This window comes from Cellulomonas dongxiuzhuiae (genome assembly GCF_018623035.1).
GTDB classification, from domain to species: Bacteria; Actinomycetota; Actinomycetes; order Actinomycetales; family Cellulomonadaceae; genus Cellulomonas; species Cellulomonas dongxiuzhuiae.
Window position 1 is genome coordinate 1,752,892 of sequence record NZ_CP076023.1, and the last position, 12,618, is coordinate 1,765,509.

Annotated in this window: 16 protein-coding genes; 9 read left to right on the forward strand and 7 right to left on the reverse strand. The window is 75.1% G+C overall.

Translation table 11 applies throughout. The annotated features are described in order from the left end of the window. Positions 1-50: 50 nt before the first annotated feature. The 3 genes from hisH to KKR89_RS07880 are packed head-to-tail and all read left to right on the forward strand — an operon-like array spanning position 51 to position 2,234. Entirely contained in the window at positions 51-698 is a 648-nt protein-coding gene (gene hisH / locus KKR89_RS07870) for an imidazole glycerol phosphate synthase subunit HisH (protein WP_208197739.1), read from the forward strand. A gap of 58 nt (positions 699-756) precedes the next feature. Then, positions 757-1,509: a bifunctional 1-(5-phosphoribosyl)-5-((5-phosphoribosylamino)methylideneamino)imidazole-4-carboxamide isomerase/phosphoribosylanthranilate isomerase PriA gene (priA, locus tag KKR89_RS07875; RefSeq protein ID WP_208197740.1), complete on the forward strand. Its 753-nt coding sequence runs from the start codon at positions 757-759 to the stop codon at positions 1,507-1,509. After that, positions 1,506-2,234 carry an SseB family protein gene (locus KKR89_RS07880; protein ID WP_208197741.1) on the forward strand — a complete coding sequence of 243 codons (729 nt, stop codon included), beginning with the start codon at positions 1,506-1,508 and terminating at the stop codon, positions 2,232-2,234. Before priA ends, KKR89_RS07880 begins: the two co-directional genes overlap by 4 nt. Before the next feature lie 3 nt (positions 2,235-2,237). On the opposite strand, the gene KKR89_RS07885 is transcribed toward KKR89_RS07880, so the two are convergent. The 7 genes from KKR89_RS07885 to KKR89_RS07915 all read right to left on the reverse strand — a co-directional run bounded on the left by KKR89_RS07885 (position 2,238) and on the right by KKR89_RS07915 (position 7,446). Beyond that, positions 2,238-2,660 (reverse strand): hypothetical protein, encoded by a 423-nt coding sequence (locus KKR89_RS07885; RefSeq protein ID WP_208197828.1) that lies wholly within the window; start codon positions 2,658-2,660, stop codon positions 2,238-2,240. Between the two features lie 39 nt (positions 2,661-2,699). Next, positions 2,700-3,449 carry a S1C family serine protease gene (locus KKR89_RS07890; RefSeq protein WP_208197742.1) on the reverse strand — a complete coding sequence of 250 codons (750 nt, stop codon included), beginning with the start codon at positions 3,447-3,449 and terminating at the stop codon, positions 2,700-2,702. Further along, the gene (locus tag KKR89_RS07895) at positions 3,446-4,066 is read right to left on the reverse strand and encodes a hypothetical protein (protein ID WP_208197743.1); all 621 of its coding nucleotides are present in this window, start codon (positions 4,064-4,066) and stop codon (positions 3,446-3,448) included. The genes KKR89_RS07890 and KKR89_RS07895 overlap by 4 nt, the downstream gene beginning before the upstream one ends. A 38-nt stretch (positions 4,067-4,104) precedes the next feature. Continuing rightward, positions 4,105-4,608: an FBP domain-containing protein gene (locus KKR89_RS07900; RefSeq protein WP_208197744.1), complete on the reverse strand. Its 504-nt coding sequence runs from the start codon at positions 4,606-4,608 to the stop codon at positions 4,105-4,107. Positions 4,609-4,970: 362 nt separating this feature from the next. After that, entirely contained in the window at positions 4,971-5,345 is a 375-nt protein-coding gene (locus KKR89_RS07905) for a DUF1844 domain-containing protein (protein ID WP_208197745.1), read from the reverse strand. Positions 5,346-5,455: 110 nt separating this feature from the next. After that, positions 5,456-6,958, reverse strand: a complete 1,503-nt coding sequence (locus tag KKR89_RS07910; protein WP_208197746.1) for a catalase — start codon at positions 6,956-6,958, stop codon at positions 5,456-5,458. 74 nt (positions 6,959-7,032) lie between these two features. Then, positions 7,033-7,446 (reverse strand): Fur family transcriptional regulator, encoded by a 414-nt coding sequence (locus KKR89_RS07915; protein ID WP_307802242.1) that lies wholly within the window; start codon positions 7,444-7,446, stop codon positions 7,033-7,035. Between the two features lie 450 nt (positions 7,447-7,896). On the opposite strand from KKR89_RS07915, the gene infC reads away from it, so the two are divergent. The 6 genes from infC (at position 7,897) to pheS (ending at position 12,618) form a co-directional block, all read left to right on the forward strand. Continuing rightward, positions 7,897-8,925, forward strand: coding sequence for a translation initiation factor IF-3 (infC, locus tag KKR89_RS07920; protein ID WP_251141097.1), 1,029 nt, complete (start codon positions 7,897-7,899; stop codon positions 8,923-8,925). A gap of 87 nt (positions 8,926-9,012) precedes the next feature. Next, complete coding sequence (gene rpmI / locus KKR89_RS07925) at positions 9,013-9,207, forward strand: 50S ribosomal protein L35 (RefSeq protein ID WP_046528208.1); 195 nt, start codon at positions 9,013-9,015, stop codon at positions 9,205-9,207. A gap of 62 nt (positions 9,208-9,269) precedes the next feature. Further along, positions 9,270-9,656 carry a 50S ribosomal protein L20 gene (gene rplT, locus KKR89_RS07930; RefSeq protein ID WP_191784123.1) on the forward strand — a complete coding sequence of 129 codons (387 nt, stop codon included), beginning with the start codon at positions 9,270-9,272 and terminating at the stop codon, positions 9,654-9,656. 113 nt (positions 9,657-9,769) lie between these two features. Continuing rightward, positions 9,770-10,600, forward strand: a complete 831-nt coding sequence (locus tag KKR89_RS07935; RefSeq protein WP_251141070.1) for a TrmH family RNA methyltransferase — start codon at positions 9,770-9,772, stop codon at positions 10,598-10,600. Positions 10,601-10,628: 28 nt separating this feature from the next. Then, positions 10,629-11,291, forward strand: coding sequence for an RNA 2',3'-cyclic phosphodiesterase (gene thpR / locus KKR89_RS07940; protein ID WP_208197748.1), 663 nt, complete (start codon positions 10,629-10,631; stop codon positions 11,289-11,291). A gap of 256 nt (positions 11,292-11,547) precedes the next feature. Beyond that, positions 11,548-12,618 carry a phenylalanine--tRNA ligase subunit alpha gene (gene pheS / locus KKR89_RS07945; protein WP_208197749.1) on the forward strand — a complete coding sequence of 357 codons (1,071 nt, stop codon included), beginning with the start codon at positions 11,548-11,550 and terminating at the stop codon, positions 12,616-12,618.

The window sequence follows — 12,618 nt, forward strand, 5'->3', positions numbered from 1 at the left end:
TGGTCCGGACGGCCGCCGGTCCCACCCGCGCCCGCGGGTACCCTGTGGGCGTGTCTCCCCGTGTTGTCGTACTGGACTATGGCTTCGGCAACGTGCGATCCGCGGTGCGCGCGCTCTCCCGGGTCGGTGCCGACGTCGTGCTGACCGCCGACAAGCAGGCGGCGCTCGACGCCGACGGCCTCGTCGTGCCCGGCGTCGGCGCGTTCGCCGCGTGCATGGCCGGTCTGCGTGGTGTCGGCGGCGACCGGATCGTCGACCGGCGGCTCGCCGGGGGGCGTCCCGTCCTGGGCATCTGCGTGGGCATGCAGGTCATGTTCGACGAGGGCGTCGAGCACGGCGTGCGCGCCGAGGGTCTCGGCGAGTGGCCCGGCGTGGTCGACCGCCTCGAGGCGGACGTCGTCCCGCACATGGGCTGGGCGCAGGTGGCGCCGCCCCCCGGGTCGATGCTGTTCGACGGGCTCGAGGACGAGCGCTTCTACTTCGTCCACTCCTACGCGGCGCGGACCTTCCCGCTGGCCGAGCAGGCACCAGTGGGGGACCACCCCCTGCCCGCCCCGCTGGTCACCTGGTCGGAGCACGGCGGCCCGTTCGTGGCCGCGGTCGAGAACGGCCCGCTCGCGGCCACCCAGTTCCACCCTGAGAAGTCCGGCGACGCCGGCGCGCAGCTGCTGTCCCACTGGGTCGACTCGCTGCGCTGAGCACCGCCCGGCACCGGCCCCGTCCTGGGTCCGGTGCGGCACCACCCGGAGAGGACCCATGACTTCCACGCGTGAGCCCAGGCTCGAGCTGCTGCCCGCCGTCGACGTCGCCAACGGCCAGGCCGTGCGGCTCGTGCAGGGCGAGGCGCAGTCGGCGACCTCGTACGGCGACCCCCTGGCCGCCGCCCTCGACTGGTACGCGGGCGGTGCGGAGTGGATCCACCTGGTCGACCTCGACGCGGCCTTCGGGCGCGGCAGCAACGCGGTCCTGCTCGGCCACGTCGCCGCGGAGCTCGCGAACAAGGGCGTCAAGGTCGAGATCTCGGGCGGCATCCGCGACGACGAGTCGCTCGAGCGGGCCCTGGCCACGGGCGCGACGCGCGTCAACCTCGGCACGGCAGCCCTCGAGGACCCCGAGTGGACGGCCCGCGTCATCGCGTCGCACGGCGAGCAGATCGCGGTCGGGCTCGACGTGCGCGGCACGACGCTCGCGGCGCGCGGCTGGACGCAGGAGGGCGGCGACCTGTGGGAGGTGCTGGCGCGTCTCGACGCGGCCGGTTGCTCGCGGTACGTCGTCACCGACGTCACCAAGGACGGCACGCTGCGCGGCCCCAACGTGGACCTGCTGCGCGAGGTGTGCGCCCGGACGTCGGCGCCCGTGGTCGCGTCGGGCGGCATCGCGAGCCTGGACGACGTGCGCGCGCTGCGGACGCTGGTGCCGGTGGGCGTCGAGGGCGCGATCGTCGGCAAGGCGCTGTACGCGAACGCGTTCACGCTGCCGCAGGCCCTGGACGTCGCCGGACGCCCGTGACGGGCCGCGAGCTGCCGCCGTCGTCCCCGTTCGCGGGCGACGACGGGTCGCCGGACCCCGGTCTGACGGCGGTCCTCGCACGTCACGCGGTCGGTGACGCCGCACTCGCCGACGTCGTCGCGGCGCTCGCCCCCACGCGCGTGCTGGTGCCCGTCCTGGCCGAGCTCGAGGCGGCGGGTGTCGTCGAGCACGACGGCCACGCGCACACTGTCGACAAGGAGGCGTCGGCCGGCATCGTCGCGCTGCGCACGCCGGACGGCCGCACCGCGCTGCCCGTCTTCTCGGGCGTGGCGGCCATGGCGCGGTGGCGGCCCGACGCGCGGCCCGTCCCGACGCCCGTGCCCCGCGCCGCCCTCTCCGCGGTCGCGGAGGGCTGGGAGGTGCTCGTCCTGGACCCCGCCGGCCCGGTGACCGTCGCGCTGCCCCGGACCGCCGTGTACGCGCTGGCCCAGGGGCTGGCGTGGCGGCCCGCGGTGCTCGACGGGCGCGTCGACGACGAGGTGCGTGCCGCGGTGGGCGCGGCGCTCGCGCACGTGCGCCTCGTCGTGGCGGCCGATGCGGTCCCCGGGACGCGCGCCGAGGTCGCGGTCCGGCTCGCGCTGCCCGCGGGCCTCGACCGTGCCGGTCTCGACCGGGTGCTGGCGGAGGTCAACGACGCGCTCGCGCACGACCCGGTCGTCGCCGCGCGCGTGGACTCCCTGGAGCTGCGGGTGCGCCCCGCCTGAGGCTCAGCGCCGGCGGACGGCCCACGCGAGGGCCCACACGCTCGCGACGACCGTGACGGCGATCTGGCCGCCGGGGATCGCGCGGTTCACGTCGACGGCAGGGTGCCAGCGCGCGCCGTCGTCGCCCAGCTCGTAGACGCCGAGGGGACGCACGCGCGCCGCGAAGCCGCCGCCGCCCCCGTCGCCCGTGCCGTGCGCACCCTGCCGGGCCGTCCGCCCGGCCGCCTCCGGCCGGCCGTCGCCGTCCGCCCGGCCGACGTCGCCGTCACCCCTGCCCGCGCCCGAGCCGGTCATGCCCGTGACCCGTGCGACCGGCACCATGACCCGCCCGTCGCGCTCGTACGGCTCACCGAACACCCGGCGGACCGTGAAGGTGTCGGCGGCCGCGCGCGTCAGGCTGCCCGCGTCGAAGCTCCGCTCGTCCATGCGTGGCCGTCCTCTCGTCGTGGTGGCTCGCCCGCGCGCTCAGTCGCAGGTGGGTGCGGGTGCGAAGGCGGTGTCGTCGTCCAGCATGGCGCGCAGCGTGCTGACGGGCACGAGGAAGCTCATCCCGTCGGCGTTCTTCGCGTAGACGACGCCGATGACCCGGCCCTGCGCGTCGAGCGCCGCGGATCCGGAGCTGCCGGGCTCGACGGGGGCGTCCGTCACGAGCACCTCGCCGAGGTTGGCGTGCAGCGGGTCGGTGACCGCGCCGACGACGCTCCCGTCGGTCACGGTGAGCCGGCGGCCCAGCGGGTAGCCGACCACGGTCACCGCGTCACCGACCTGCGGGTCGGCGTCGGCGAGGACGGGCGCGGCGGGCAGGGCGTCGACCGTGCGGACCACCGCCAGGTCCGCCAGCCCGGCCGTGCTCGCGGCCTCGGCGCCGACGTCCCGGCCGTCGTAGGTGCTCAGCTGCAGCTCCGCGGAGTCCGCGACGACGTGCCGGTTGGTGACGAGCGTGTGCTCGTCGAGCGCGAAGCCCGACCCCGTCGACAGCGCACCGCACCCGATGTTGCGGATCCGCACCGCCATGCGCTGCGCCGCGTCGAAGCCGTCCGGGGACAGCTGGGTGCCGCCCGCGGTCGCGCTGGGCGCGGGCGCCGCGCTGGGGACGACGCTCGTGGGAACGGGCGGGGGAGGCGCGGGCAGGTACGCGCAGCCGGCGAGACCGACGAGGAGGGCCAGCGTGCCGAGCGCGGCAGCCGCGGGACGGTCCGGAACCGCGGGCGTCACCGCCCGAGCTCGCTCTGCAGCTGCGTGTTGGCGTCCGTGGCGGCACCGCACACCCGCTCGACGTCCGCGCGGAACCGGGCGATGTCCGACGCGTCGTAGGACGCCGCGTCCTCCAGGTACCCGATGAGCCGCTCCTGCCCGTCGATGCACGTCGTCAGGGCGGTCGCGACGCGGCCCGCGGCCTGCGAGACGCGCGCCTGGTAGTCGGCGAGCTGCTGCTGGGCGGCGGTCGAGTCCCCGAGCTGGGCCTTCTCGTCGGCCAGCTCCGTGATGCGCGTCGTCGCGGCGGCGAGCTGCGTGCGCGTCGCGTCGAGCTCGCCGGTGGTCGCCTCGAGGTCCGCCTGCACCTGGGCGAGCTGCTCGCCGTGCGTCCGGGCGAGCTCCTCCCACCCGGCGGCGGACTCCTGCCACGCTCGCGTCGTCGACCACAGCCGCCAGCCGACGAGCCCGGCGGCCACGAGCACGCCGACGAGCACGACGGCCAGCACGACCGTGAGCCGACCGCGCCCGCGGGCCGGCACGGGGGGCGCGGGCGGCGCGGGAGCGGTCGGCGGGACGACGTACGGCGCCGGCTGGTGGTGTCCGGGATCGGGGAGGAGGCCGCTCGGTCCGGTCATCGCCCCAGGATAGGGCGGTACGCGGCCCCCTCCCGCCGTCACCGGGTCCGGCGGATCTCCTCGACGAAGCGCACGGAGCGCTCACGCAGCCCGGCGATGCGACGCGCGACGATCTGCTCCCGGAGGGCCTCGGCGTCCGAGCCCGCCTCGGTGCGCGTGGGTGGGCGCCGCACGTTGCTCGAGCAGGTGAAGTCGGTGCAGATCAGCGTGCCGATCGTGTTGCCGCGCTTGCCGGACGCGCCGCCGCGGCGTGCCACGTACATCGAGACGTCGTCCGTGACGACGACGTCCTCGCACCACGCGCAGATGGTGCGACGGCGGACCTTCGGCGGGTCGGCCGCGCGCAGCAGCACGCCGACGGGTCCGTCGTCGAGCTCGACGACGACGTAGGCGGACAGCGGCGCGCGCCGGTCGTGCCACCCGAGGTAGTCGAGGCGGTCCCAGTCGAGGGAGCTCAGGTCGGGCAGGGTGGCGTCGTTCGCCTCGCGCCGCGACGCGTTGACGAACGCGGTGCGCAGCTGCTTCTCGGTCAGGGGGAGCATGGTGGGATCTCGGTCTTCCGTGCGTCGGGACCGCCGACGGGTCGCGCGGAGGCGACGGCCCGGCTCCGACCGCGACGGGCAGGACGGAGCGGCGGGCGGTGGTCGGCGGGAGGGCGGCAGGGGCCGCGACCGGCCGTCACGACGTCACGGTGGACGACGGAGCCTGCGGACGCTGGTCGGCGGTGCTCAGGCGACGGCGTTGCGGCGGCAGGGGTCGCCCGAGCAGGCCACGTCGGCCACCTCGGTCCCCGCGGGCTCGCGCCGCATGCTCGCTCCTCGTGCCTCGTCCTGCCTGGCTGGCCCGCCTCGGCGGTCACCGACGGTCCGGGCTCGACGAGGATACGCCTGCGCCCGGGCGGGCGTCAGTTCACGGGACCCGTGAACGACTCGCCCGGCCCCTCGCCCGGAGCGTCGGGGAAGGGGGACGCCTCGCGGAACGCGAGCTGCAGCGAGCGCAGGCCGTCGCGCAGCGAGCGCGCGTGCTGGTTGCCGATGTCGGGCGCCGACGTCGTGACGAGCGCCGCCAGGGCGGTGATGAGCTTGCGCGCCTCGTCGAGGTCCCGGTGCCGCGATCCCGGCCCGTCGGCGTCGTCCTCCGCGAGCCCGCACTTGACCGCGGCCGCGCTCATCAGGTGCACCGCGGCAGCCGTGATGACCTCGACCGCCGCGACGTCGGCGATGTCGCGGACGGCCTGCGTCGTGGGGTCCGTCGCGTCCTGCGGGGTCGTGTCGCTCATGGCCCGATCCTCTCACCGCCCTGGCGGTGTCCTGGCCCGGGACGGCCGACGGCCCCGCACACCAGGGTGCGGGGCCGTCGCGACCGGCGGACCGGTCGGCTGCGCGTGGGTCAGGCGACGGGCAGGCTCGCGGTGCCGGGCTCGCCGGTCTCGACCGGGGCACCGATCGACGTGAGGCGGCCGCGCAGGGCGGAGCCGAGGTTCGCGTCGACCTGCGTCCAGTACTGGATCGCACGCTCACGGATGTCGGAGCGCTGGACGCCGCCGACGTGACCGGTGATCGTGTCGAGGAACCGGGCGCGCGCGGCGTCGTCGAAGACCTCGCGGTAGAGCGTGCCCGCCTGCCCGAAGTCGTCGTCCTCGGGGTGCAGCGTCGCCGCCGTGCGCACGAGCGCGCCGTCGGACTCCCAGCCGCCCTCACCGGCGCGGGCCGCGTCGGCCGCGGGGCCGCCGACGGAGTTGGGGGCGTAGACCGGCGTGGCCGCGGACTCGAAGTGGTACCGCGCGGCACCGTCCTTGGAGTAGGAGTGCACCTGCGACTGGGGCGCGTTCACGGGCAGCTGCGCGTGGTTGGTGCCCACCCGGTAGCGGTGCGCGTCGGCGTAGGAGAAGATCCGCGCGAGCAGCATCTTGTCCGGGCTGGCGGCGATGCCGGGCACGAAGTTGCTCGGCGCGAACGTCGCCTGCTCGATCTGCGCGAAGTAGTTCTCCGGGTTGCGGTTGAGCTCCATCACGCCGACCTCGATCAGCGGGTAGTCCGCGTGCGGCCACACCTTGGTGAGGTCGAACGGGTTGAAGCGGTACTCCGCGGCGTCGGCGTACGGCATCACCTGGACGCTGAGGGTCCAGCGCGGGAAGTCGCCGGCCTCGATGTGATCGTGCAGGTCGCGGATGTGGTGGTCGGCGTCCGACCCCGCGAGCTGCGCGGCGACCTCGACCGGCATGTTCTCGATGCCCTGCTGGGTCCGGAAGTGGTACTTGACCCAGAAGCGCTCACCTGCGGCGTTGATCCACTGGTAGGTGTGCGAGCCGAAGCCGTCCATGTTGCGCCACGTGGCGGGGATGCCACGGTCGCCCATGAGCCAGGTGACCTGGTGCGCCGACTCCGGCGACAGGGTCCAGAAGTCCCACTGCATGTCGTTGTCGCGCAGGTGCGAGCCCGGCAGGCGCTTCTGGGAGTGGATGAAGTCGGGGAACTTGATGCCGTCGCGGATGAAGAAGACGGGGGTGTTGTTGCCGACGAGGTCGTAGTTGCCCTCGGACGTGTAGAACTTCAGCGCGAAGCCGCGCGGGTCGCGCCACGTGTCGGGGGAGCCCTGCTCGCCGGCGACGGTCGAGAAGCGGGCCAGCATGTCGGTGCTCGTGCCGGGCTGGAAGACCGCGGCGCGGGTGTAGGCGGACACGTCGTGCGTCACCGTGAACGTGCCGAAGGCACCGCCGCCCTTGGCGTGCACGACGCGCTCGGGCACGCGCTCGCGGTTGAACTGCGCGAGCTTCTCGACCAGGTAGTGGTCGTGCAGCGCGATCGGGCCGTCGGCTCCGACGGACAGCGCGTGCGCGTCGGACGCGACGGGGGCGCCGGAGTTCGTGGTGGTGGCGGGGACGTGGGACAAGGGTGTTCCTCTCGTCTGCCGGGCGGACGGGCCCGGGGGGATCAGGGGTGCCGGTGCGGGGTGCGGGGCGGGGCTCAGCAGGCCGCGCGGCAGGTGGGGCACAGGCCCCAGAAGGTGACCTCGGCCGTCTCGACCGCGAAGCCGGAGGTCGAGCTCGGGGTGAGGCAGGGCGCGTGCCCGACGGTGCAGTCGACGTCGTCGACGGCGCCGCAGGCGCGGCACACCACGTGGTGGTGGTTGTCGCCCGTGCGCCGCTCGTACCGGGCGGGGTGCCCGGCCGGCTCGATGCGGCGCAGCAGCCCGGCGTCGGACAGCGCGTGCAGCACGTCGTACACCGCCTGCACGGAGACGGTGGGCACGGCGGAGCGGACCCGCTGGAGCACGGCGTCGGCATCGAGGTGCGCGTGGCCCTCGAGCGCGTCGAGCACGGCGAGCCGGGGAGCGGTGACCCGCAGCCGGTGCTGCCGCAGCAGGTCGGTGTCCGTCATGGCAGCCATCTGAGCACGTTTTCTGGAATCATTCCAGTGTGGTGGTGCAGGGCGCGCGCCGATCGGCCGCGGGTGCACCCCGCCCGCCGGGTCTGCTAGCCTGGGCTCGACTGATTCGCGCTGTCGCGCGCCCTCGTCCTGTCGCACGGCCTTCCGGGAGCTCTCCGGGTGACCGTGCCGGCGTCGGGGGCACGCGGTGGAGCGGATGCACAAGTGGAGCTCCTCCCACCTGGCCCCGACCGCTCGGCTCGTCCGACGACAGGGAACCAGGTCACGGTCCGCAGGTCGTCGGGTTCTCCCGCCGACCGGTCGAGGGTCGCCAGACGACCACCGACGACGGACGGACGAGGCCTCCCCCTGTGCCCAGGGCGGGGGCCTTCCTCGTTCCTGGGGGTCCACCACGACGAACCCGAGGAGCACCACATCAGCGAGCCCCGCATCAACGATCGGATCCGCGTCGCCGAGGTCCGACTCGTCGGACCCAACGGTGAGCAGGTCGGCATCGTGCGCCTGGAGGACGCCCTGCGTCTGGCCCAGGACGCGGACCTCGACCTGGTCGAGGTGGCCCCGACCGCACGTCCTCCCGTGTGCAAGATCATGGACTTCGGCAAGTTCAAGTACGAGGCCGACATGAAGGCGCGTGAGGCCAGGCGGAACCAGGCCAACACGATCCTCAAGGAGATCCGTTTCCGGCTGAAGATCGACCCGCACGACTACGGCACGAAGAAGGGCCACGTCGAGCGGTTCCTCAAGGCCGGCGACAAGGTCAAGGTCATGATCATGTTCCGCGGCCGCGAGCAGTCGCGCCCGGAGATGGGCGTGCGCCTCCTGCAGCGTCTGGCGGCCGACGTCGCCGAGCTCGGCTTCATCGAGAGCATGCCGAAGCAGGACGGCCGCAACATGATCATGGTGCTGGGCCCGACGAAGAAGAAGGCCGAGCAGCGCAACGAGATGCGCCGTGCGGCGCAGACGGACGAGGACGGGTCGTCGAACGACGAGACCGAGTCGCACGTCGAGCACATCCCGTGGCCCCCGGTGGCCCGCGAGCAGCGGCCCGAGCCCGTGCAGCCCGTCGAGACGCCGGCTGCCGCCGCTCCCGCCGAGCCGGCCCGGACGTCCGCCCCCGCGGCGTCCTCGGCCCCGCGACGGTCCGGACCGCCCGCGCCCCGCTCGACGTCGTCGGCACCGCGCTCGTCGGCACCTGCTCCGCGGACCTCGTCCGCGCCCCGGACGCCGTCCTCCGCACCGCGCACGTCGGCACCGGCGCGACCGGCCCCGTCGTCGGCACCCGCCGCGCGACCGGCACCGTCGGCGACCCCGTCGCCCGCGGCCGGCGCCCCGGCGCCGCGTCCCGCTGAGCCGCGCCCCAGCACCCCGCCGAACCCTGCAGCCCGTCCGGGACCCCCGGCGGGCGGGCCGCCCAAGCCCACGCCGCGGCCCGGCCCGCGCGGTGCGGCGGACGGCGAGCAGTCAGGCTGACCTCCGCACGGGCGCGCCCACCCCGCGTCCGGACGACCCACGAGTCGCACGACCGTGCGATGCGAACGACAAGGAGACACGGCAGCCATGCCGAAGAACAAGACGCACTCCGGTGCCAAGAAGCGGTTCCGGGTCACCGGCACCGGCAAGGTCATGCGCGAGCAGGCGGGCGGACGTCACCTCCTCGAGCACAAGTCGAGCCGCCGCACCCGCCGCATCGCCGGCGACGTCGTCGTCTCGCCTGCTGACACCCCCAAGATCAAGAAGCTGCTCGGTCGCTGACCTGATCGGCGCCGCAGGGCGCCGACGGAGCGACGAGCCCCGGACTACGCAAGGAGCATCACGTGGCACGCGTGAAGCGGGCGGTCAACGCCCAGAAGAAGCGCCGGACGACCCTCGAGCGGGCGAGCGGCTACCGCGGGCAGCGTTCGCGGCTGTACCGCAAGGCCAAGGAGCAGGTCACCCACTCCCTGGTCTACGCCTACCGCGACCGCAAGGCGCGCAAGGGCGACTTCCGCAAGCTGTGGATCCAGCGGATCAACGCAGCGGCGCGCGAGAACGGCATGACCTACAACCGCCTCATCCAGGGCCTCAAGGCCGCGGGTGTCGAGGTGGACCGTCGCGTCCTGGCCGACATGGCCGTCAACGACGCCGCCGCGTTCACCGCGCTCGTGCAGGTCGCCAAGGCGGCCCTGCCCGAGGACGTCAACGCACCCCGCGCAGCAGCCTGAGACGACGCGTCCCCTCCGAGCCGTCCGCGGCTCGGGACACGCCTCCGCCGCCCCCGTCGTCCACGTGACGACGGGGGCGGCGTCGTCCCTGCCGGGCCGGGGATGATGGGGGCGTGCCCGACGACCTGCTGACCAACCCCCGTGCCGACCGCGTCAAGGCGGTGCGCGCCCTCGCGAGCCGCAGCGTCCGGCGCCGGTCCGGCACGTTCCTCGTCGAGGGTCCGCAGGCGGTGCGGGAGGCCGTGACCGCGCCGGGACCGCGCGTGCACGACGTCTACGTGACGCCCGACGCCGCAGCGCGGTACGGGGAGATCGTCGACGCGGCGCTCGCAGCAGGTGCCCGCGTGCGCAGCGGCACACCCGAGGTGCTCGACGCGATGAGCCCGGACGCGCAGGGCGTCGTCGCGGTCGCGGACCTCGTGCACGGCGAGATGGGGGCGGTCCTCGCGCGCCGGCCGCGGCTCGTCGCCGTGCTCGCGCACGTGCGCGACCCCGGCAACGCCGGCACGGTGCTGCGGGCCTCCGACGCCGCGGGCGCCGACGCGGTGGTGCTCACGGCGAGCAGCGTCGACGTGCACAACCCCAAGTGCGTGCGTGCGACCGCCGGCTCGCTGTTCCACCTGCCCGTCGTGACCGGCCCCGAGCTCCCCGAGGTCGTGGCCGGGCTGCGCGCGGCGGGCCTGCAGGTCCTCGCGGCCGCCGGCAGCGGCACGCACGACCTCGACGACCTCCTCGACGTCGCCGGAGCTGCCCCCGCGGGGGTGCCGGACCTCGCGGCCCCGACCGCGTGGGTGTTCGGCAACGAGGCCTGGGGCCTGCGGGACGAGGACCTGGCACTGGCGGACGCTGCCGTGCGGGTGCCGCTGCGGGGTCGTGCGGAGTCGCTCAACCTGGCGACCGCGGCCGCGGTGTGCCTGTACGCATCCGGTCGCGCTCAGCGCTGAGGGTGCGCGACCTGGCAGGCTGGCGACCATGCGCCTGTTCGCCGCGGTGTGGCCCCCCGACGACGTGCTCGACCACCTCGACCTCGCGCTCGCCGTCGTGCGGCGCGGCTCACCGTCGCAGGACGACGGCGTGCGCTGGTCCGCGCGGGAGACCTGGCACCTCACCGCGGCGTTCTACGGGACCCTCCCCGACGCCGTGACCGACGCCCTCGGCGCCGACCTGGCGCAGGTCGCGGCGGAGGCGGAGCCCTTCGACCTGCAGCTGCGCGGTGCGGGCGTCTTCGCGCACCGCACCCTGTGGGTCGGGACGGGCGGCGACGTCGCGACGATGGCAGGACTGGCGACCGCGGCGCGGGCCGTCGGCGAGGCGCACGGGGCCCCGTCGGACCCGCGGGTGCGGCACCGGCCCCACCTCACGGTGGGCCGTGCACGGCCGGGCGCGCGGCCACCGCGGCGCGGCTCGCGCGCGACCGCGTCCGGCGGCCGGGCGGGTGGGCCCGGACCGGGCCGGACGCCCGGGGGCGACCCGCGGGAGCTCGACCCCGCCGAGGTCTTCGAGCAGGCGCTCGCGGTCTACGAGGGGCCGACGTGGCGCGTGGACGCCCTGGCCCTGGTCGCGTCCCGTCCCGGGGAGGGGCGAGGCGGCGGTCCGCTGTACGCGACCGTCGCGACGTTCGCCCTCGGACGGTGAGGTGCGCGTGTGGCAGCATGGCGGCATGCGCGCCCTGCTCGCCGTCACCGGCGGTGGTCACCGATTTCCCCGGCCCGTCCCGGGCCGCGCGGACCGCGCACGCGCACGCTGAGCAGCGTGCCTGAGACGTCGCCGCACCGCGGGACGGCCCGACGGCCCCGGGACGGGCGCCACTAGACTTCCCAGCCGGCCGACGTGCGTCCCCGAGTTCGTGGGGCACGGCCCGGCCGTCGCCGAACCGCCCTGGAAGGTCCTGATGACCAGCGACACACCGCTGTCCCCGCTCGACGCCGACGGCGTCGCCGCGGCCGTCGACGCCGCCCTCGCGGCCGTCGACGCCGCGGGCGACCTCGACGCCCTGAAGTCCGCGCGCCTCGCGCACACCGGTGACGCGAGCCCCCTGGCGCTCGCCAACCGCGCGATCGGCGGCCTGCCCGGCCCCGACAAGGCGGTCGCGGGCAAGCTCGTCGGCCAGGCGCGCGGCCGCGTGAACGCGGCCGTCGCCGCACGCACGACCCAGCTCGAGGCCGAGCGCGACGCGCGCGTGCTGGTCGAGGAGTCCGTCGACGTCACGCTGCCGTCCGACCGCCTCCCGCTGGGGGCCCGGCACCCGCTGTCGACGCTCTCGGAGCGCATCGCCGACGTGTTCGTCGCGATGGGCTGGGAGATCGCCGAGGGCCCCGAGCTCGAGGCCGAGTGGTTCAACTTCGACGCCCTGAACTTCGGCGTCGACCACCCGGCGCGGCAGATGCAGGACACCTTCTTCGTCGCGCCGGCGAGCCCGGACGTCGCGCCGGACGCCTCGGGCCTGGTGCTGCGCACGCACACGTCGCCCGTGCAGGCGCGCACGCTCCTCGAGCGGGGCGTCCCGGTGTACATCGCGTGCCCCGGCAAGGTGTTCCGCACCGACGCGCTGGACGCGACGCACACGCCGGTCTTCCACCAGGTCGAGGGCCTGGCCATCGACGAGGGCCTGACGATGGCGCACCTCAAGGGCACGCTCGACCACTTCGCGCGGTCGATGTTCGGCCCCGAGGCGCGCACGCGCCTGCGCCCGTCGTTCTTCCCCTTCACCGAGCCCTCCGCGGAGATGGACCTGTGGTTCCCGCAGAAGAAGGGCGGGCCCGGCTGGATCGAGTGGGGAGGCTGCGGCATGGTCAACCCGAACGTGCTGCGCGCCTGCGGCGTGGACCCCGACGTGTACTCCGGGTACGCGTTCGGCATGGGCATCGAGCGCACGCTCATGCTCCGGCACGGCATCGCCGACATGCGCGACATGGTCGAGGGCGACGTGCGCTTCTCCGAGCAGTTCCGGACGGTGGTCTGA

Bases quoted from the DNA above. Each gene is read 5' to 3' on its own strand.
- pheS (WP_208197749.1), top strand. From the start codon at position 11,548: ATGACCAGCGACACACCGCTGTCCCCGCTCGACGCCGACGGCGTCGCC.
- KKR89_RS07895 (WP_208197743.1), bottom strand. From the start codon at position 4,066: ATGACCGGACCGAGCGGCCTCCTCCCCGATCCCGGACACCACCAGCCG.
- rpmI (WP_046528208.1), top strand. From the start codon at position 9,013: ATGCCGAAGAACAAGACGCACTCCGGTGCCAAGAAGCGGTTCCGGGTC.
- KKR89_RS07885 (WP_208197828.1), bottom strand. From the start codon at position 2,660: ATGGACGAGCGGAGCTTCGACGCGGGCAGCCTGACGCGCGCGGCCGCC.
- KKR89_RS07915 (WP_307802242.1), bottom strand. From the start codon at position 7,446: ATGACGGACACCGACCTGCTGCGGCAGCACCGGCTGCGGGTCACCGCT.
- priA (WP_208197740.1), top strand. From the start codon at position 757: ATGACTTCCACGCGTGAGCCCAGGCTCGAGCTGCTGCCCGCCGTCGAC.
- KKR89_RS07900 (WP_208197744.1), bottom strand. From the start codon at position 4,608: ATGCTCCCCCTGACCGAGAAGCAGCTGCGCACCGCGTTCGTCAACGCG.
- thpR (WP_208197748.1), top strand. From the start codon at position 10,629: ATGCGCCTGTTCGCCGCGGTGTGGCCCCCCGACGACGTGCTCGACCAC.
- KKR89_RS07905 (WP_208197745.1), bottom strand. From the start codon at position 5,345: ATGAGCGACACGACCCCGCAGGACGCGACGGACCCCACGACGCAGGCC.